Genomic DNA, 20,520 nt, shown 5'->3' on the forward strand with positions numbered 1-20,520 from the left:
CAAAACTTCAGCATAAAAAAGGTCTGCTTGATGCAGACCTTTTTTATTTTTATACGTTTATAGCGCTATCTATTGCATCATTTTTTTGGCATTTTCACTGCGCAAGGCATTTAAAATTTGTTGTCCGGCACGTCCGGTTGGGCTAAGCCCCAAACGAATCTGTTCCTGACGGATCGCTTGACGGGTTTTATCACCAATCAGGCCATCTACAGTACCAATGTCATAACCGCGATTAATCAAGAATTGCTGAATTTCACGACGCTCTGCACGTGATGTTCCTGCATCATCGGTGGGCCAGGTTTTACTAAAGCCGGCACTCTGACCCTGTAAGCGATCAGACAAATGCGCAATCGCCAGAGCATAACTTTCCGCAGCGTTATAACTATATATGGCATCGAAGTTTTTAAAGACTAAAAATACCGGGCCATTGGCACCCGCAGGTGTCATTAAACCTGCAGCACTGCTGTCAGATAAATTGCCTTGAATCAAAGGACTGCCATCCGCACGAACTACACCACGACTCATCCAGCTGCTTAAAGCCTTTTTATTGCGACGGCTTTCACCCGCAATAGACATGCCTTCCGGAATTCTGACTTCAAAGCCCCAAGGCATGCCAGTTTGCCAGCCGCGTTTTTTCAGAAAATTGGCGGTTGAAGCCAGAGCATCTGTAGTACTGGACACCAGGTCACGGCGTCCATCGCCATCAAAATCGACAGCCAACTCATCATAAGTAGAAGGCATAAACTGGGTATGGCCAAATGCCCCTGCCCACGAGCCTTTCATTTGCTGTTCGCTTAAATCACCGCGCTGCAAAATTCGCATGGTAGTAAAAAATTCGCCACGGAAATACCCCTGGCGACGCCCTTCACAACTTAAAGTTCCCAAAGCCTGCAATAAAGGATAGCTTCCGGAAATATCGCCAAAGTTACTTTCTACACCCCAAACCGCCACCACGGTTTCAGCCGGCACCCCATAGGTGGCTGCAACACGATTTAACACCTCTCGGTGCTGGGCCAGTTTTTGTTGCCCCAACTGTACCCGCTCTTCATCAACCAGACCGGATAAATAGTCCCAAATCGGGGTCGAAAATTCAGGCTGATAATTCAATTTATCAATCACAGAATAATCAGGCGTTAAATTTTGCGTATAGCGATCATAGGTAGAGCTACTCACACCCGAAGTTATGGCTTGACTACGTAAGTTTGCCAGACATTGCTGAAAATTATTTTGCGAAGTCAAAGTTTGATTGGCTGGTGGGGTTGAAGTGACTGTGACAGGTTGACCATTAATAATCAGCTCAGCATTGGCTTGAGTCATGGCAAGGAAAACTGAACCTAAAACGAAAGCTAAGCGTTGCATAGTATCCTTTACGATCTTTGAATTTAAATTATGCTTTTACCATACCACCATCAGCACATCGTTTCTGAATCAAATCGTAAATTTAAATTCATTTTCTTCATTTTAAATTCATATTTTACTTTTGAATTTAAAAACTTTATCCACAGGCTTTATTTTTAGAATTTTTTAAATTCAAAACACAAGGAAATATAAATTTAAATTCATTATTTTAAATTTAAAGCAAAGTTTTAAATTCAAACGGCTTGTGGATAAGTTAACTCTGACCGTTTTTATAATCTTAGAAAGCTCATACTTTAAATTTAAAATCCTACTTTTTAAATTTAAAACTTTAAATTCATTTCCTCTTCAAATACTTTGAATTCATATTTTTTTTAAATTCAAATGCACGAGTTTAAATTTAAATTCATATTTTGAATTTATTTTTATCTTTTGAATTTAAAAATTTCTGCATTGTTTTACGACAATAAAACTAAAATACAGAACCATTCTATTTGTTTGTTTTTTATGCAGTACATTTATAAAGCATTGTATAAATTACACACAATTATTTTTATTCTGTTCCGATAAATGGCGCATTCTCGAAAAGAGGCGCAATCATGCCCGAAGTGCAGGCATAAAAAAAGCGATCATTGGCATGACCGCTTTTTTATCATTCAAACTTGGGTTTAAATGCTCATATCTTCGCTAAGTGCCAGTGGATTCGGCAAAATTTTCGCCAATGCACGGCATAAAGTAGTCAGTTCAGCACTGTCATTTGGCATCAAGGTGATATGGCCAATTTTACGACCTTCACGCTCAGTCTTGTTATAAAGGTGCAAATGAGCGCCATTTAAAGCCAAGACATCTTCAGACTTCGGATGTTGACCAATAATATTGATCATCACCGTTGGACGTACTACCTCGGTCGAACCTAATGGCAAGCCCGCTACCGCACGAATGTGGTTTTCAAATTGCGAACAGATTGCACCTTCAATAGACCAGTGACCCGAGTTATGCACACGTGGTGCCATCTCGTTGGCATACAGGCCCTTGTTAGTGACAAACAATTCCAACGTTAACACACCGACATAATTTAAATGATTGAGCAGGCGAGTGATGTAGTCTTGTGCCACAGGCTGCAAATCTGCACTGTTTGGCGCAGGCACAATCGAATGCGACAAAATGCCATTATGGTGATGGTTTTCCGCCAATGGCCAGGTTTTCACCTCACCGTTTTGACCGCGTACCGCAATAATCGATACTTCACGTGAGAAAGTCACAAAACTTTCTGCAATCAACTCACCCGCAGGGCCAAGTTCCGCCCATGCCTGGTCAATTTGATCGGCACTGCGTAATACAAATTGACCTTTGCCATCGTAACCACCGCGTGAAGTTTTGAGGACAATTGGCAAGCCCAGTTCAGTCACAGCAGCTTTCAGGCTGTCCAGTGACTCCACAGCCTTATAAGGCGCAACCGGAATCTCTAATTCATCAAACAAGGCTTTTTCAGATAAACGATGTTGTGCAATAGCCAAAGCCTGACGCGGTGGATGTAATTGTTTTTGCTGAGTTAAAACATCTACATCTGCCAGCGGGGTATTTTCAAACTCCAGACTAAATACATCTGCACTTTGAATAAATTCATTTAAACCATTTTCAGCTTGGCTTGAGATGACCTGACCCAGCGCTGCAGAAGGGCAATCTGTATTGGCTTCAAAGAAGGTGCATTGAATATTCAGCGGTAGAGCAGCTTGCGCCATCATACGGCCGAGTTGACCACCACCAAAAATACCGATGGTTTTATCCATAACATGTGTCCCGTTTTAAGCTTGGCTTTAGTTTTGGCCTGGAATATTTTTGCTTGCCACTTTTTCAGTTTGCGCAGCACGGAATTCAGCAACATTTTTTGCAATTTCAGGACGTGTTAAACCTAAAATTTGCGCTGCCATAATGGCGGCATTGGTTGCACCGGCAGGACCAATTGCCAATGTACCGACTGCAATACCGGCAGGCATTTGCACGATTGAAAGCAATGAGTCTACGCCATTAAGAATAGAAGATTTCACTGGTACACCCAGAACCGGTAAATCGGTTTTTGCTGCGCACATGCCTGGAAGATGCGCTGCACCACCAGCACCAGCAATAATCACCTGAATACCACGTTCACGTGCTGTTTCAGCATATTCAAATAAACGGTCTGGGGTACGGTGTGCAGAAACAACTTCCGCTTCAAATGGGACGCCAAGCTGTTTTAGCATATTGGCAGTGTGTTCCAGAGTTGCCCAGTCAGATTGGGAACCCATGATAATTCCAACGAGAGGTTGAGTGTCTGCAGCAGCCGCATTCATTGCAAATGTTCCATAAACGAATGTAAGGAAGGATAAATCTCGACAAGAGCCAAGTTTTAAATGAATCACAAGCTCGCTATTATAGACTGATTTTTCATCTCACCAAAATTTAACAGCGCAAGCAGGCGGATATTTTCATTTTTTTTATAGAAATAGCTAAAAATAGGGCAGTGGCCAATTTATTGGCTACGAAATACAAAATAAATACAGCCCACCAAACAGAGCCCTGCCCACAAATAATCCAGTTTAAACGGCTGTTTAAACAGAAAAATCATAAAAGGTACAAAGACCAGCAAGGTCACCACTTCCTGGGTTATTTTCATTTGTCCCACAGCCCAGCCCTGTTGTGCAAGCAGGCGAGTGGCGGGAATCATAAAACTGTACTCCAGCAGGGCGATCAGCCAGCCGAATAAAATCGCCTGCCAAATGGGTGCATCATGTAAAAATTTAAGATGACCATACCAGGCCAAAGTCATAAAGCAGTTGGAAATAATTAAAAGCAGCAGGGCAAAGTACATAGTCAATTGATCTGGAATAACTGCAAATATTTTACGTTTTTCCAGTAAAAAAGCATGTGATTTCCGGACGGATTTTAGCGCGGAGAAATCCCGATCCAACAGCCCCCTAAACTACCGGATGCAATGCCGGGAATAGATACAAGAAAGACTATCTTTTCCGCAAAACCCTTGATATCGTTGCTTTCAAATTGAATCGATAATGACAACACCACCAATAACAACGTGATGTGTCTAAAAAGCAGTGGAGTTAAAACGCATGCATCTGCATATTTTGGGTATTTGTGGCACCTTTATGGGTTCGCTCGCACTATTGGCACGTGATTTAGGACATAAAGTGACGGGTTCGGATGCAAATGTCTATCCACCCATGTCAACCCAACTAGAAAATGCAGGCATTGGCTTAATGCAGGGTTATGACCGCAGTCATTTGCAGCCACATCCCGATCTGGTCATTGTTGGTAACGCCATGAAACGTGGTATTGATGCTGTGGAATATATGCTGAATGAAGGTCTGCCTTATATTTCAGGTCCACAGTTTTTAGCCGATCATGTTTTACAAGGCAAACATGTGCTGGGCGTTGCAGGAACCCATGGTAAAACCACCACAACCACTATGCTGGCTTGGGTACTGGATCAGGCCGGTTTAAATCCGGGCTTTTTGATTGGCGGCGTACCTTTGGGTTTTAGTGAAAGTGCACGTTTGGGCGGCGGCAAATACTTCTGTGTGGAAGCAGATGAATATGATTCTGCCTTCTTCGACAAGCGTTCCAAGTTTGTACATTATCATCCTAAAACCGCAATTTTAAATAACCTTGAATTTGACCATGCTGATATCTTTGATGATCTGGCTGCAATTCAAAAACAGTTCCATCATCTGGTACGGACCATTCCAAGTGAAGGCCGCATTATTGCGCCAATTACCGAAACCAATATTGATGAGGTTTTAGACATGGGCTGCTGGACACCTGTGGTTCGCACCAGCTTAGAGGCAAATAACAAAGCATTACTTTCTGCCGAGCAACTTTCTGCAGATGGTTCACACTTTAAAGTGCTGGAAAATGGTGTGGTTAAAGGTATCGTGAAATGGAACATGACCGGACAGCACAGTGTGGCCAATGCCTTGGCGACCATTGCAGCGGCGGAACATGTGGACGTTTCGATCGAAACTGCATGTGAAGCACTTTCCAACTTTGGCGGCGTGAAACGCCGTATGGAATTGCTGGATACGGTAAAAGGTATTGAGGTGTATGATGATTTTGCCCATCACCCAACCGCCATTGAAACCACTTTGGACGGCGCACGCAAACGCCTGGGTGAACGTAAACTGTGGGCCATTATTGAACCACGCTCCAATACCATGCGTATGGGTAGCCACAAAGATGGTTTGGCGCATTCCGCACGTCTGGCGGATGAAGTAATCTGGTATCAACCGGAAGGGCTGGACTGGGATCTACAGCCGGTAATTGATGCCGCACCAAACAAAGCCGTGGTGGCACGTAGCTTAGATGACATCATTCAAACGGTTGTCTCTGAGGCAGGTGAGGGCGATGCTGTGGTGATTATGTCGAATGGCGGTTTTGGCGGATTACACCAAAAATTGATTAGTGCCTTACAGCAAAATGCTTAAACTTCTTTTCAGCCTGAACTTGATCAGGACCGTAGCCAATCGTTCTGCGGTCCTTCACTAACAAATTAATAAATAATATATTATTTTTTATTCAAGTAACTATTTTGCTAATGACCTTGTCATCAAGACTTGTTAATTTAACTGGATAGCATCCCGCCAACATGACTGTTGCTATATAAGCCAGGCGGCTGGATGTCTTTTACAATAAACATTAAGAAGGATGGTCCCCATGTCAAATACAATGAAAGCAATGGTTTACTACGGCGCCAATGATATCCGCTTCGAAGAACGTCCTATCCCTACCATCCTGCATCCCGATGATGCGATTATCAAACTCACAAAAGTCACAATCTGCGGGACCGACCTCGGCATCTGGAAAGGTAAAAACCCCGAAATTGAACAGGTGGAAAAAGAAAAAACCGGCAGCTTTAATGGCCGCATTCTCGGTCATGAAGGCATCGGCATTGTAGAAGAAGTCGGTTCAGCCGTAAAAAACTTCAAGAAAGGCGACCGGGTAATTATTTCCTGTGTCAGCCGCTGTGGTACCTGTGAAAACTGCCAGAAACAGCTGTACGCGCATTGCCGTAATGAAGGGGGCTGGATTATGGGTTACATGATTGATGGCACCCATGCCGAATATGTCCGGACTCCATTTGCCGATACTTCACTCTATCATTTGCCACAAGGACTGAATGAAGATGTCGCGGTCTTCCTGTCTGATATTCTACCAACTTCACATGAAATTGGCGTGCAGTATGGCGATGTTAAACCGGGCGATAACGTGGCAATTGTTGGGGCTGGCCCGATTGGGATGAGCTGTCTGCTCACCGCACAATTCTATTCACCTGCCAATATTATTATGGTGGATACAGATGATAACCGACTAGAATTTGCCAAGACTGTAGGGGCTACCCATGTCATCAACTCTGCCAAAGAAGATGCCATTGCAAAAATTTTAGAGCTTACCGGTGGTCGTGGTGTCGATTGTGCCATTGAGGCCGTGGGTGTGGAACCGACCTGGAATATCTGCCAACACGTGGTAAAAGAGGGTGGACATATTGCCAACGTGGGTGTGCATGGCAAATCTGTCAACTTTGAACTGAACAAACTCTGGATCAAGAACCTGACCATTACCACCGGTCTGGTCAATGCCAACACCACCGGCATGCTGCTGAAAACCTGCTGTTCCGGCAAACTGCCACTAGAAAAACTGGCGACCCATCACTTTAAGTTTGCTGAGTTTGAAAAAGCCTATGATGTCTTCAAGCATGCCGCTGATGAAAAGGCACTGAAGGTGATGATCGACATGGCTTAAACTTTAAGTCTTCGATAAAAAAGTCCGCATCGCGGACTTTTTTTATTTTAGCCTGAATCAAAAATAGAAGAGTGGGCCTCTATTGGACTGATGGCAGGTTCTGAATTTTATACCCTACTGCAAAGCCTTGATCTGCCAGATTTAAAAGCCAAATGACAGACAATCTCTCTATCGGCCAGCATCTTTAAACTTAGGCTACAACATCTGTAAAACTCTGATCACGTTTAAACATTACCTCCACATAGGAACAGGTAGGAATAATTTTTAACTGTTTTTCACGTGCAAATTCAACTAAAACATCTAGCAATTTTCGTGCTACGCCTTGACCACGCAAACAATCATCCACCCAAGTATGATCAGCCACTATGGTATTTTGATTGCGCCAAACATAACTGATTTCTGCAATTCGTTGACCTGCATCATTCAAAGTAAAAAACTCACCTTGTTGGCCGTTATCCTTGTGTTGAAACTGCATCGCTAGTCCTCACTTTTTATTTGACTGGAACCAGAATACGTTAAAAGTAGATTATTTTAAAACAGTGTGAATAGATAAAATTTGCACAATTACAATAAATATGCGATTCTTCAACCATATTTGGATGAAATCCAAAACAAAATTAAGTTGAACAAGGGGAGTAGCCTCCTCCAGACCTGATCTTTTACAGTGGTTAAAAGATTAGGTGTCAGAATATCGTCATTACACTTTGCAAAAAGTCGGTATCTGAGCATCTGAATTTACATAATATGAATATTCAGATGTAGGCAAGACCTTGATCATGTTGACACAGATGTTTAAATCATCTGGCAACAGGTCAAGGTTTTTTTATGGCCAGTTGTCAGGTGTGGAGATTTTTATGGAATCCATTGGCAATTTATGGCTGTATTTAGCATTCTTCGGTTTAGTTGCCGTTATGCTCATCATCGACTTTTTGGGCTTCAGACAAAAACAGGGCCAAGAAGTCAAAATTAAAACCGCAGCGTACTGGAGTATGGCTTGGGTTTCTGTCGCCGTGCTATTTGGTGGTGGCTTATGGTTTTACCTGCAACAGACAGATGGGGTAGCCATCGCAAATACCAAAGTCATGGAGTATTTTGCAGGTTACTTATTAGAGAAATCGCTGGCGATTGATAACGTTTTTGTGTGGCTGATGATTTTTGCGGCCTTCGCTATTCCTCCGGCATTGCAACGTAAAATATTGCTCTATGGGGTACTCGGCGCCATTGTATTACGTACCCTCTTTATTTTTATTGGTGCCTGGTTCGTTCAGGAGTTCTCTTGGGTACTTTATATCTTCGGTGCTTTCCTGGTCTATACCGGCTTTAAATTTCTTAAAGGTCATGACGAAGACCCCAATATTGAAGATATGGCCTTACTCAAGTGGTTACGTAAACATATGCGTATTACCCCGCAGCTGGAAGGAGATAAATTCTTTGTCCGTCAAAACGGTCTGTTATGGGCCACGCCGTTATTCCTGGTCTTGATTTTGGTTGAAGCTTCCGATGTCATTTTTGCAGTAGATTCCATTCCGGCTATTTTCGCGGTCACCAGTGATCCCTTTATCGTATTAACTGCAAACTTAATGGCCATTTTAGGTCTACGTGCCATGTTTTTCTTGCTGGCAGGTGCAGCATCTAAAATGCATTACCTGCCGTATGGTCTCGGTATTATCCTGCTGTTTATTGGTTTCAAAATGTTGATGCTGGATGTGTTCCATATGCCAATCTGGATATCACTCGGCTTTATTGTGATTGTCCTGTCCATTACCGCATGGTTATCGATTCGCTACAACAAGCAACAACAGTCACTTTAATTTTTAAATAAAATGATTCGGCCTTTCATCTCATAAATGGAAGGCTTTTTTATGACCCATATTTCAAGCGACTGGATATTTATAAGTAGAGTTTTTTATCCTTTAGCATGCAGCTCAATGCATCGCACAGGGGAGAGGATTAACCCCATCAGATCGGGTTTAAGGGAAAAATTTCAGGTACAATCAATCGAAAAAATTCAAAATCGCAGGTTTTCAATGTCTTCTGTAGTTGCAACGACGGCGGTTCGCGGTCGCTTCCTAGATATTCAGAATACGGTTGCCCAAGCGCGTGATATTCACGACCAAGTGCGATATGTAGAAGATGGTTTACTGATTGCCGAAAATGGCAAAATTCGCTGGTTTGGCGACTGGCAAACCGGCCAGCAGCATATTCCGGCTGATGTCGAAGTTCATCACTATCCCGACAAGCTGATTGTACCGGGTTTTATTGATACCCATATCCATTTTCCGCAAACCGAGATGGTCGGGGCCTATGGGGAACAGCTGCTTGAATGGCTGAATACCTATACCTTTCCAACTGAATTGCAGTTTAAAGACAAAGCCTATGCCGACAAAATCGCGCAGTTTTTTGTCCAGGAATTATTAAAAAACGGCACCACCACAGCTTTGGTTTTTTGTACAGTCCATGCGGAATCGGTCGATGCCTTATTTGCAGCGGCACAACAGTATCAAATGCGTTTAATTGCCGGCAAAGTGATGATGGACCGTCATGCACCAGAAGATTTGTGTGACACGCCAGAGACTGCTTATCAGGACTCTAAGGCATTGATTGAAAAATGGCATGGCAAAGGCCGCAACCTGTATGCCATTACCCCACGTTTTGCACCGACCTCGACGCCAGAGCAACTGGCCAAAGCAGTGCAGCTGAAAGCCGAATATCCCGATGTGTATGTGCATACCCATTTAAGTGAAAACAAGAATGAAATTGCCTGGGTCAAAGACTTATTTCCTGAGCAAAAAGGCTATCTGGATGTCTATCACCATTATGGTTTAACTGGGCAACGTTCGGTATTTGCCCACTGCGTACATTTAGAAGATGCCGAGTGGGACTGTATGCATGCCACCGACTCGGCCATTGCCTTTTGTCCGACCTCAAATCTATTTTTGGGCAGTGGTTTATTTCCCTTAAAAAAAACCTGGGAAAAACAGGTTAAAGTCGGTTTGGGCACAGACATTGGGGCAGGGACGTCCTTCAGTCAGCTGCAAACCTTGAATGAAGCCTATAAAGTACAGCAGCTTCAGGGCGATAAACTCTCGGCATTTGAGTCTCTGTATCACGCGACCTTGGGCGGCGCCAAAGCGCTGGATCTGGAGGATAAACTGGGTAACTTTAACCTGGGCAAAGAAGCCGATTTTATTGTACTGGATTTAAAAGCCACTGCACTGCAGGCACTGCGTCAGGAACATGCAAAAAGCATTGAAGATGCTTTATTTGCCCTGATGACCATGGGCGATGATCGTAATATCCATGCCACCTATATTTATGGAGCAGCAGCCTATGTCAAAAAGTGAAGTGAGGAAAAAATCTGCTAAAAAGATCATTGTGTGGGCTGGAATTGCCCTGGTGTGTGCATTTTTACTGAAACGCGATACGGTGCAGCACAAGGTCTGATTAGATTTACAAGCGCAAAAAAGATGCATCTCTTAAACAGATGTATTAAAATTAAAACAACTTTAGAGGTGTTGCTGGTCAACACCTTTTTTATTTTTTGATTTGCTTTTAGGTATCTCCCCATGACCGTTCATATGAGTGTGATGATCTCAACTGAAGAAATTCAAGCCAAAGTCAAAGAGCTTGGTGCAAAAATTGATGCTCACTATGCCAATAGTGACAAAGAATTGGTGCTGATTGGTTTACTTCGCGGTTCTGTCATTTTTATGGCGGATTTATGTCGCGCAATCAGCAAACCGCATGAACTCGATTTTATGACCGTATCCAGTTACGGCGGCGGTACGGTTTCAAGCCGTGATGTCAAAATTCTAAAAGATCTGGACGGTGAAATTCGCGGTAAAGATGTACTGATTGTGGAAGATATTATCGACTCTGGTAATACCCTGAGCAAAGTTCTGGAAATCTTGAGTACTCGTGGTCCCAACTCTATTGAACTGTGTACGCTCATCAGCAAACCTTCACGCCGTGAAATTGAACTTGAAGTGAAATTCCTGGGCTTTGAAGTGGAAGATAAATTTATTGTCGGTTATGGCTTGGACTATGATCAAAAATATCGCCATATTCCATTTATTGGTGAAATTGGTTTATAAGACTGACCCAAGATACTTAAAGTGGCCGAAGGCCACTTTTTTATGCTCTAAATTGCAACAGGCACAAAAAAACAACAGTTATTAGCAGGATTCATCTGTTTCGTGTTGGATAAATGATTAATTATAAAAATGAAAGCGAATTGAAAGTAAATAAATGATAACAAAAGGAGAAGACTGATGTGGTCACTGATCGTTGCAATTGTGGTTGGTTTTATTGCAGGTTTAATTGCACGCGCTATTCATCCGGGTAATGATAAAGCAGGATTTTTTATTACTGCCTTGCTCGGTATTGCAGGTTCTTTATTGGCCACTTATGGTGGACGCTTACTCGGACTGTATGGTGAAAACTCTGCAGCAGGTTTTATTGCTTCGGTGATCGGGGCCATCATTATTCTGTTTCTTTATAACCTGGTGACCAAGAATTCCAGGAGTTAAATACTCCATCACATAATGGAGTCACTCATAAAAAAAAGTACCGTACATGGTTTCAGTTAAGGAGTTTAGAAATAGACTCTTTAATTTTTTAGTAATTCATGGCGGAGTCTTACCATTTTAAATCAAATCCTTGCAGCTCATTTGTTACTTTGGTTTCGCCCTGAGAAGCACTGCTTCGTAAGACCAAAGGCATTTGTCATCCGCAAAACTCGTCAGCCACTATCAACTAGCAAATTCATCGCAGAAACAATCATTTTTTAATGTAGTCCTGCCTCAAACAGTTGCGGATGACTTTTCCACATATCAACTACAATCATGAATTTAAAAAGAAATGCCAGTCAATTTCTTAACTGACTGACATTACCGTACACGGTGCTTTTTTATAGTTCCTCGCATCAGCGCAGATCTATTTTATAAACCCAGTTCTTTCCAGATTTTTTCAATTTCCTGGGCAGGGTAGGCCCCCATAACTTTAAAGCCATTGGAGAAAACAATGGCTGGTGTCCCGGTTAAACCTAAAGTTTTACCTAAACTTAAATTACGCTCAATCGGATTGGCACAGCTTTTATTAGCATTGGGTTGAATCCCTTTTGCAATCAAATTTGACCAGGCCAAAGCTGGATCTTTCTCACAAAATACCTGTTTTGAAACCGCCACAGATTGAGTTTTAATAGGGTAAATAAAGGTGTAAATCGTCACATCCTTTAATTTGCTTAGTTCAGTCTCAAGCTGTTTACAATACGGGCAATTTGGGTCAGAAAAGATCGCAATCTGGCGTTTACCATTACCTCGCACGGTTTTGACTGCATCCTGTAACGGCAATTTTTTCCAGTCAACACTGTTCTGCTTCAGTATTAAATCTTTGGTCAGGTTTTTCTGATCACTTAATCGGAACATGGAACCGACCAGAATATGTTGAGCATCTTCCCCCAAATATACCACTTGGCCATCCATTGAGCCGCTATAAATCCCTTTCATTTCGGTGGTTTGAATATTTTCAATGTTCAGTTTAGGATGTTGCTTACTCAGGTTGGTTTTCACTGTATCGACATTTGCCAAAGTTAAAGTGGAAATAAAACTCACCAAGGCACATACCAATGTTTTTTTAATCATCTGTTTTGCTCATCGCTTTAAAATCCTTCCCGCTGATTCTACTCAAAAACCAGCCAGGTAATCTTAAAATTTTAGCTCGCCTTACTGAAAATACACATATTTACCCAGCAAGGTTTCACGTGGAACATGGACTTAGCGTGGATTAATTTCTACCGAAACATGTACGATTTCCTCATGAATGGACAGGGCTGCACGAATCTGGTCTGCATTCAAATTGGAATCGGTGGCTAAAGCTAAAATGCAGGAGAATTTACCTTTCCCGACTTTCCAGACATGCAGGTCAGTAATTTCTACCAGAGGAAATTCTGCAATCACCGCGCGAATTTCTTCTACGACCGGATGATCCATTTCTGCATCCAGTAAGGTTTTTCCAGTTTCTTGAATGAGGCCCCAAGCCCATTTTGCCACCAGAATGGATCCGATGATGCCCAGTGCGGCATCCAGAAAAGTCCAATTCAAATACTTGGCAGCAAACAGGGCAATAATGGCAAAAACTGAAGTCACAGCATCGGCAACCACATGCATAAAAGCAGCTTTCTGGTTTAAGTCATGCTCGGTATGAGTATGCTCATTTTCATGATCGTGGTGATGGTGATGGTGATGGTGATGGTGATGGTGATGGTGATGGTGATCATCATGCAGTAACCATGCGCAGATTAAATTAATCACCAGGCCCAATATTGCAATCGGAATGGCTTGATTATAAAGAATATCAACCGGGTTGAGCAGTCGTTCAATCGATTGAAAGGCCATAAACACCGCCACCACCATCAACAAGATGGCGCTGCTATAGCCGGCCAAAATTTCAATTTTCCAGGTGCCAAAACTAAAACGATGATCCTGCGCATAACGACGTGCGGAACGGTAAGCAAAATAAGCCAGTCCCAGCGCCAGCATATGCGAACTCATGTGCCAGCCATCGGCCAGCAAGGCCATAGAGTTGTAAATCCAGCCACCAATCACTTCTAATAACATCATCACTGCCGTTAGAATGGTCGCCAATAAAATGCGTTTTTGTGCTAGCGGATTACCTTCATCAAACTGATGGCTATGGGTTCGGGTCAGTGAGGCGTCTTGCATAATCTAGATTTTCAGTATACTCCCCCATAGTATATTTATTTTTGGAGAATAATGTTGGGTCATTTATATCAAGACAAGAAAATTCAAAATCGGGTCAAACGTTTACAAGGTCAGATTAATGCAGTGGATCTGGCTTTAAATACACCTGATGCTTCATGTATTCAAATATTGCAGCAGGCTGCCGCGATTAAAGGTGCTGTGAATGGTCTGATGAATGAGCTTATTGAAGCACATTTGCGTCATCACGTGATTGGAGAACAGACAGCAATTAATGAAACAGAACTGGAAGAATTTCTTAAATTATTAAAGCGTTATAGCTAAACTTCTTACATTTTATCCATTGACGCTATAGATCGATAACCAGTACGCTAAATTCTCCTTTTCTCCCCATATTTGCCATATTGACTGCTGTGGCAAATATTTTTGCGACACTCTATGACAAATCAACAATCCTGGCGCCCGTTTTTGATGGTGAGCCTGGCACTTTGTATTGGAACGATGGGGACGGCTCTGGCCAGCCCTTTATATCCCATCTATCAGCAACTTTGGCATCTGTTGCCGAGTCATATCACCTATATTTTTGTCACCTATATGTTGGGCTGTTTAGCCACGCTCCTGTTTTTAGGCCGTACCAGTAACAGCATTGGCTTTTTAAAAACCTTAGAACTGGGTTTGGTCATCATCACACTTGGGCTTCTACTGTCCATGTTTGCAAATAATGTGCTATGGCTGTCTTTGGGGCGTTTTATTATCGGAATTGCCTCGGGATTAATGACCACATCGGCATTGATTGGACTGATGTGGAGTATTCCTGAATCACATAAAAGCCATGCACCCCAGCTCAGTTCAGTGATTACCGCAGTTGGCTTTGGTCTAGGTCCGCTGGTCGGTGGACTGATTGCCCAGTTTTCTGCTACACCGCTATTTACCCCGTATATTCCTATCATTGTTGGGGCAATGTTGTGCTTCGTAGGCTTGTTACGTCTACCACAGCCTGTGTTTAGCGCACAGGCATTCTCGATTGCACCGCATTTAGAACGTCCTGAAGCACAATTTCATGTTGAATTTTATATTACCGGTTTGACTGCCTTTTGTGCCTTTGCAGCGTTTAGCCTATTCGCTTCACTTTCTCCCTCATTTGTACAGTTCATCATTCCCTGGCATGGTCCTTTGGTCAGTGGATTAGCCATTACCTGTATTTTGCTAATTTCTGCCATGGTACAGTATTTTTCCAGATCGATTCCTGCAAGAAAATGCCTGAATTATGGGCTGTATACGCTGTTGTTCAGTTTATTGATCCTGGGTTTATGTATCTATCTACACTGGAGCTTTCTGTTTTTTATCAGTGATGTACTGGTTGGCGTTGGGCATGGATTAGCCCTGATCGGGGCATTTGGTTTAATTCATGCCATGACCAACCTGCACAACCGGGCTGCAGTCATGTCGACTTATTTATTTGTAGCCTATTTAGGCACCATTTTACCCATTCTTGCAGTGGGTTATCTTGCCGATCATTTTGGTTTAACCGCAAGCGTACTCAGTTTTTGTGCTGCGTTCTGTTTACTGTGTCTGTTTTTGTTAATTTGGCATAAAAAAATAAATGATAAATAATCATCCTCAGCTTTAATGATCTGCTTAGAAGTCTAGATTGTAGGCTCATTCTCAAAACGCTTGAACGTATTGTATTCAATCTCGACAGGGTTAAATTGCCCAAATTTTTATTCAGGCGTTCTCCTATCTGGTGACTTATAACAGAATAAAATATCATGCCATTAGATAAATTTTTAGCCTATCGTGAATCATTCAGTGATATAAAAAAAGCACTAAGTGATTAAAACTTAATGCTATTTTTCACATACTGGAATTTATTAGAGCCTATTACATAACTCTTTAATTTTAAATTACTTTCCGATACAAAATGATCCAAAGATCTTGCCCAACAAGTCATCTGCACTAAAGTCCCCGGTAATTTCACCCAAGGCATTCTGGGCAAGTCGCAATGACTCCGCCACCAGCTCACCGGCATGGAACACCACCAGTTGTTCACGCGCTTCTGCCAGATAGTGCTGAGTGCGCTTCATTGCGTCTAAATGGCGGGTACGGGCAATAAAGGTATCTTCTTCCGGCTGGAAGCCTGCATGCGCTGTAATCGCATCTATGAGCGACTGCACCCCGGTTTCCTGCTTGGCAGAAACGGTAATATGACGGAAACCTTGATAATCACCAATTGCAGCAGTTGCACCGGTTAAATCACACTTGTTGGCGATCAGCATTAAACGGCGTGGTTCCAAATGTTCGGCAAAATAGTTTTGTGCCAATTGCAGCGGATCTTCCCCTTGGCTTAAGTCATAGACCAGTAGCAACAAATCAGCCTGTTCAATTTCTTTAATCGCACGGCGAATGCCTTCTTTTTCCACCACATCACCGGTTTCACGTAAACCAGCGGTATCGGTCAGGGTAATCGGCAAGCCATTCAAGGTGATTTTTTCATGCAATACATCACGGGTGGTGCCAGCAATATCAGTCACAATGGCGCGTTCATTGCCCGCAAGGGTATTCAACAAGGAAGACTTACCTGCATTCGGTTTACCCGCAATCACTACTTGTAAGCCCTCACGCAATAGCTGGCCTTGGCGTGCCGAGGTCTGAACGGCAGCGACTGAACTTTGTACATCTTCTAACAGGGTTAAAATTTTGCCATCAGCCAAAAAATCGATTTCTTCTTCCGGGAAATCAATCGCAGCTTCCACATGCAGACGCAGGTGAATCAATTTCTCCAGCACGGTATTAACCCGGGTAGAAAAAGCCCCTTGCAGTGAACGGACTGCAGAACGTGCCGCGGCCTGAGAGGTGGCATCAATCAGGTCGGCAATCGCTTCGGCCTGGACCAGATCCAACTTGCCATTTTCAAAGGCACGCATGGAAAATTCACCGGCTTTGGCAGCGGTTGCACCCAGCTCCAGTAGTCGGCCGAGCAGGGCATTTTGAATCACCGGCCCCCCATGCCCCTGTAACTCCACCACATCTTCACCGGTAAACGAGTGTGGGTTAGGGAAGCAAATGGCCAGGCCTTCATCCATGACTTCACCAGATGCATCATAAAACTGACGGAAACCGGCGAAACGGGCCTTAGGCAAAGCTTTTTGGGTTAAAGCTTCAGCAATGGCATAAGATTTTGGACCCGACAGACGAATTACCCCCACGCCACCGCGCCCAGGCGGAGTTGCAATTGCAGCAATCGTAGTAAGGTTTTGCATAAAATTCACCTAAAAAATCCCAAATCACAGCCAAAGAAAAATCCGCTTAAGATTACCATCTTAAGCGGATTTATTCAGCTATTCGCAATCAGTCGTTACTTAAACAACATCGCGTTTTTCGCGTTCTTTCGCCACACCTTTGTTGATCAGGCTTTGCTGCAAGATGGTAATACTGTTGTTGACAATCCAGTACAACACCAAGCCCGCAGGGAAGAACAACATAAATACGGTGAAGACAATCGGCATAATCTTAAAGACTTTTGCCTGCATCGGATCAGCCGGCTGCGGATTTAAAGACTGCTGAATAAACATGGTCGCGCCCATCAGTAACGGCAGGATAAACCACGGATCCATTGCAGATAAATCTTGAATCCAAGCCAACCAAGGTGCATGACGCAGTTCTACCGATTCCATCAAGACCCAGTACAAGGCCAAGAAAATCGGCATTTGCAATAACAATGGCAAGCAACCAGAAAGCGGATTTACTTGTTCACGTTTATACAACGCCATCATTTCTTGCGAGAAGCGCATACGGTCTTCGCCAAACTCTTCTTTCATGCGTTGCATTTCAGGTGCAATCACACGCATTTTCGCCATCGAGCGGTAACTCTTGGACGACAATGGCCAAAGAATCAGTTTGACCAATACGGTCAACAGGATAATTGACCAGCCCCAGTTGCCGACAATGTTATGGAAGAATTGAAGGCCCAAGAACAATAATTTGGCAATTGGCCATAACCAGCCATAATCGACCGTTTGATTCAAGCCCACAGCCAAGTCTTTTAATTCAGACTGTACTTTAGGACCTGAATAGAATGTCGCATCCACTTCCGCCGCAGTACCTGCAGGTACATTCATGGTCGGTGAAGTGAAACCAATAATGTTCATATTATCGGTAGATTGGCGAGATTCCAGTTTGGCACTATAAGGCTGACCATTGGCTTGAGTCAGTTTAAGATCACCCGGAATCCAGGCACTGACAAAATAATGCTGCACGACAGCAACCCAGCCACCTTTGGCTTCAACATTCAACTTTTCATCGTTGAAGTTGGCAAATTTCAGCTTGTTATAATGTTCATCTGGCGTTCCCCACGCCCCACCCAGGAATGTACCGAGTGTGAAAATACCTTGGGAAGATTTACCCGGATCATCCGAATTATCACGTTTGATCTGACCAAACATCTGGCCTTGCCAGTTCTGGTTACTACGGTTGACCACTTTGTGGCTGACCATAACCGGATATTCACCCTGCTTGAAGGTAAACGTCTTAATGATCTCTACACCGTCAGCAGTTTTGTAGACCATCGGTACCGATAAAACCTTAACCGCTTGACCATCTTTGTTCTTTTCCGCTTTGGCATCTGCCAGTGTATAAGATGCTTTTTCAATCTCATATACAGGACGACCATTGCGATTACTGTCTGGTCCATTTAAACCAATCAATCCAGACTGAGCAACATAAGTACGTTGTGCATCGCTTTCCAGCATCACGAACGGCGCATTACTGTCTTTGTCTTTATCGTGGTTCAATAATTCAATACGAACAATGTCACCCCCTTTAGGATTAATCCAAAGATGATAAAGGTCAGTTTGTACTGAAATAAGCTGTTGACTTACAGGTGCAGTGGCATCTGTTGTAGTTTGCTGAGTCGCAATATTCGCTTGAGGCATGTCAGACGCAGTAGCAGCGGTTTGACCATTTGGCAAATCTGCAGATACTTCATGTGAAACGACGGCAGTTTGTTGCTGCGGTTTAGTTTCTGCATGACCATAATCCTTTTGCCAAGCCAAAATAAGCAAATATGCGACGACAAACATGGCCCCTAGAATTGCAAACCTGGCCCATTGTTGCATATCTATTATCCCAAGTAGTTAGAGTGATTTCGGTTCAATAAACGATCACGAAAGGGTACAACAACGTGAAGCGTTTGAGAATCTATTTGCTGAAATGAAATAAAACGAATTGCCTTTGGCGGAACCGGATCATATCCCGAGCCCCCCCAAGGATGACAACGACAAATACGCTTAGTAGCTAACCACACACCACGCACAGCACCATAACAATGGACTGCTTCCAAAGAATATTGAGAACATGTGGGAATATAACGACAGCGGGGTCCCAATAAAGGACTAATCGCGATCTGATAGAATCGAATCAACCAATGCAGTAAACGTACCATTGGCCTTCTCTACTTTTGTGGGGAGGGAGCTATCTTTTTATGCTTTTTGGCAAGGCGTTGCAATTTCTGCCAAGCAAATTGTAATTGCTGCTGCAATTCCGCATTAGAGATTGCTTCAATACCCATTTTAGGCATGACCACAATATCTAATAAATCTAATTGCTGCTGATGCAGGCGAAAACTTTCACGAGCAAGACGCTTTACTCTATTTCTTTCATGTGCGCGACGCACTTTTTTCTTGGCAACAACAATACCCAAACGGCTTTTCGGCTGCTCGGAATTTTTAGCAAGAAATAAGAAATGGGGTTGATGCACTTTAAAAAGCGCACCATCAAACACACTTTTATAATCGGCAGCACAGTGTATGCGTACATCTGTGCTGAAGCCATAAAGTGTCATAACACCCAAAATCGTAATAGCGTTAACAGATTAAACAGTTAAGCTATGACGACCTTTTGCACGACGGCGAGCTAATACTTGACGACCAGCTTTAGTAGCCATACGAGCACGGAAACCATGAACACGCTTACGCTTTAATTCTGATGGTTGGAATGTACGTTTCATATTGAAACTCCAAAAATGATCTTTCTATGAAGGTTCGCGATTTTAGTGTTCATTCAATGAGCTGTCAATCAAAAACAAACTTTCTTTCAAAATAAACCGGTTTTTAGAAGATTGATGTGTTGAATATACAATTAGATAATTAAAAGTTGTATCTATTTTATACACAGTATAAATTATTGATTAATAAAACAACATAAGTTATAAACAGAAATATTCACAATCTTATCCACAATTCATTGTGAATAAAATGATTGTGTTGTGAAATGAATTTAAATTTATAACTTTCCCGAGTTATCCCCAAAGAATGGCGTTCCTATAAATAAATTCAAATTTATAAATTTAAATTTATTACTATTAGGACGGTGTTTTTCTGTGGAAAAGGCTATTTTATTTTTTATAAACATAAATTTAAATTGTGGATATCTATGTTTTTATAATTTTATTAAATTGTGGATAACTTTATGTTATATTTTATCCACAGCTTGCGGATAAACTTATCCACATCGTGATTTAAATTTAAATTTAATCGGAAATTTGCTTTTTTGAATGATATTTCCTGAATTTTGCCATGACAGATGTGGATAACTTCGATAGAATGGCGACCCGCTCGGTCGGGCTCGCATGATTTTTTTACTAACAATGGAATGAATA

20 protein-coding genes are annotated in these 20,520 nt (G+C 42.6%); 8 read left to right on the plus strand and 12 right to left on the minus strand.

Annotated elements, in window-relative coordinates:
* Window positions 1–69: 69 nt before the first annotated feature.
* The 4 genes from ABJ384_RS14515 to ABJ384_RS14530 all read right to left on the minus strand — a co-directional run bounded on the left by ABJ384_RS14515 (window position 70) and on the right by ABJ384_RS14530 (window position 4,204).
* Window positions 70–1,359, minus strand: a complete 1,290-nt coding sequence (locus tag ABJ384_RS14515) for a lytic murein transglycosylase (RefSeq protein ID WP_349928136.1) — start codon at window positions 1,357–1,359, stop codon at window positions 70–72.
* 665 nt (window positions 1,360–2,024) lie between these two features.
* Window positions 2,025–3,146, minus strand: coding sequence for a 5-(carboxyamino)imidazole ribonucleotide synthase (locus ABJ384_RS14520; RefSeq protein WP_349928138.1), 1,122 nt, complete (start codon window positions 3,144–3,146; stop codon window positions 2,025–2,027).
* Window positions 3,147–3,173: 27 nt separating this feature from the next.
* A complete protein-coding gene (purE, locus tag ABJ384_RS14525) occupies window positions 3,174–3,686 on the minus strand; it encodes a 5-(carboxyamino)imidazole ribonucleotide mutase (protein WP_092820923.1) in 513 nt (170 codons plus the stop codon).
* Between the two features lie 179 nt (window positions 3,687–3,865).
* A complete protein-coding gene (locus ABJ384_RS14530) occupies window positions 3,866–4,204 on the minus strand; it encodes a DMT family protein (RefSeq protein WP_349929757.1) in 339 nt (112 codons plus the stop codon).
* Between the two features lie 256 nt (window positions 4,205–4,460).
* Here ABJ384_RS14530 and mpl point away from each other — a divergent pair, with 256 nt between their 5' ends.
* Together mpl and ABJ384_RS14540 are read left to right on the plus strand one after the other, a co-directional pair.
* Entirely contained in the window at window positions 4,461–5,831 is a 1,371-nt protein-coding gene (gene mpl / locus ABJ384_RS14535) for a UDP-N-acetylmuramate:L-alanyl-gamma-D-glutamyl-meso-diaminopimelate ligase (protein WP_349928140.1), read from the plus strand.
* A 229-nt stretch (window positions 5,832–6,060) separates the two neighbouring features.
* On the plus strand, window positions 6,061–7,146 hold the full coding sequence (locus ABJ384_RS14540) for a zinc-dependent alcohol dehydrogenase family protein (protein WP_200223394.1): 1,086 nt from the start codon (window positions 6,061–6,063) through the stop codon (window positions 7,144–7,146).
* 190 nt (window positions 7,147–7,336) lie between these two features.
* On the opposite strand, the gene ABJ384_RS14545 is transcribed toward ABJ384_RS14540, so the two are convergent.
* Complete coding sequence (locus tag ABJ384_RS14545) at window positions 7,337–7,621, minus strand: GNAT family N-acetyltransferase (RefSeq protein WP_349928141.1); 285 nt, start codon at window positions 7,619–7,621, stop codon at window positions 7,337–7,339.
* Window positions 7,622–8,000: 379 nt separating this feature from the next.
* Here ABJ384_RS14545 and ABJ384_RS14550 point away from each other — a divergent pair, with 379 nt between their 5' ends.
* From ABJ384_RS14550 to ABJ384_RS14565, 4 genes are all read left to right on the plus strand, one after another.
* Window positions 8,001–8,957, plus strand: coding sequence for a TerC family protein (locus ABJ384_RS14550; protein WP_180174990.1), 957 nt, complete (start codon window positions 8,001–8,003; stop codon window positions 8,955–8,957).
* A gap of 216 nt (window positions 8,958–9,173) precedes the next feature.
* Entirely contained in the window at window positions 9,174–10,490 is a 1,317-nt protein-coding gene (guaD, locus tag ABJ384_RS14555) for a guanine deaminase (protein ID WP_200223395.1), read from the plus strand.
* Window positions 10,491–10,712: 222 nt separating this feature from the next.
* On the plus strand, window positions 10,713–11,240 hold the full coding sequence (gene hpt / locus ABJ384_RS14560) for a hypoxanthine phosphoribosyltransferase (RefSeq protein ID WP_092820932.1): 528 nt from the start codon (window positions 10,713–10,715) through the stop codon (window positions 11,238–11,240).
* A gap of 177 nt (window positions 11,241–11,417) precedes the next feature.
* Window positions 11,418–11,675, plus strand: coding sequence for a GlsB/YeaQ/YmgE family stress response membrane protein (locus ABJ384_RS14565; RefSeq protein WP_349928144.1), 258 nt, complete (start codon window positions 11,418–11,420; stop codon window positions 11,673–11,675).
* A 411-nt stretch (window positions 11,676–12,086) separates the two neighbouring features.
* Here the strand turns inward: ABJ384_RS14565 and ABJ384_RS14570 are convergent, their stop codons facing one another.
* Both ABJ384_RS14570 and dmeF read right to left on the minus strand, forming a co-directional pair.
* A complete protein-coding gene (locus tag ABJ384_RS14570; RefSeq protein WP_180043248.1) occupies window positions 12,087–12,788 on the minus strand; it encodes a DsbC family protein in 702 nt (233 codons plus the stop codon).
* A gap of 132 nt (window positions 12,789–12,920) precedes the next feature.
* Window positions 12,921–13,868, minus strand: coding sequence for a CDF family Co(II)/Ni(II) efflux transporter DmeF (gene dmeF / locus ABJ384_RS14575; protein ID WP_349928147.1), 948 nt, complete (start codon window positions 13,866–13,868; stop codon window positions 12,921–12,923).
* 54 nt (window positions 13,869–13,922) lie between these two features.
* Between dmeF and ABJ384_RS14580 the strand changes: the two genes are divergently transcribed.
* Together ABJ384_RS14580 and ABJ384_RS14585 are read left to right on the plus strand one after the other, a co-directional pair.
* On the plus strand, window positions 13,923–14,189 hold the full coding sequence (locus tag ABJ384_RS14580) for a metal/formaldehyde-sensitive transcriptional repressor (protein WP_349929758.1): 267 nt from the start codon (window positions 13,923–13,925) through the stop codon (window positions 14,187–14,189).
* 114 nt (window positions 14,190–14,303) lie between these two features.
* The gene (locus ABJ384_RS14585) at window positions 14,304–15,479 is read left to right on the plus strand and encodes an MFS transporter (RefSeq protein WP_349928149.1); all 1,176 of its coding nucleotides are present in this window, start codon (window positions 14,304–14,306) and stop codon (window positions 15,477–15,479) included.
* Between the two features lie 290 nt (window positions 15,480–15,769).
* On the opposite strand, the gene mnmE is transcribed toward ABJ384_RS14585, so the two are convergent.
* From mnmE to rpmH, 5 genes are all read right to left on the minus strand, one after another.
* Window positions 15,770–17,125: a tRNA uridine-5-carboxymethylaminomethyl(34) synthesis GTPase MnmE gene (mnmE, locus tag ABJ384_RS14590; RefSeq protein WP_349928151.1), complete on the minus strand. Its 1,356-nt coding sequence runs from the start codon at window positions 17,123–17,125 to the stop codon at window positions 15,770–15,772.
* A 99-nt stretch (window positions 17,126–17,224) separates the two neighbouring features.
* A complete protein-coding gene (gene yidC / locus ABJ384_RS14595) occupies window positions 17,225–18,979 on the minus strand; it encodes a membrane protein insertase YidC (protein ID WP_349928153.1) in 1,755 nt (584 codons plus the stop codon).
* Between the two features lie 5 nt (window positions 18,980–18,984).
* The gene (gene yidD, locus ABJ384_RS14600; protein WP_166171660.1) at window positions 18,985–19,305 is read right to left on the minus strand and encodes a membrane protein insertion efficiency factor YidD; all 321 of its coding nucleotides are present in this window, start codon (window positions 19,303–19,305) and stop codon (window positions 18,985–18,987) included.
* 9 nt (window positions 19,306–19,314) lie between these two features.
* The gene (gene rnpA, locus ABJ384_RS14605; protein ID WP_300046555.1) at window positions 19,315–19,704 is read right to left on the minus strand and encodes a ribonuclease P protein component; all 390 of its coding nucleotides are present in this window, start codon (window positions 19,702–19,704) and stop codon (window positions 19,315–19,317) included.
* Between the two features lie 30 nt (window positions 19,705–19,734).
* On the minus strand, window positions 19,735–19,869 hold the full coding sequence (rpmH, locus tag ABJ384_RS14610; RefSeq protein ID WP_000831329.1) for a 50S ribosomal protein L34: 135 nt from the start codon (window positions 19,867–19,869) through the stop codon (window positions 19,735–19,737).
* Between the last annotated feature and the right edge of the window lie 651 nt (window positions 19,870–20,520).

Source organism: Acinetobacter sp. A1-4-2 (genome assembly GCF_040233925.1).
GTDB lineage: Bacteria > Pseudomonadota > Gammaproteobacteria > Pseudomonadales > Moraxellaceae > Acinetobacter.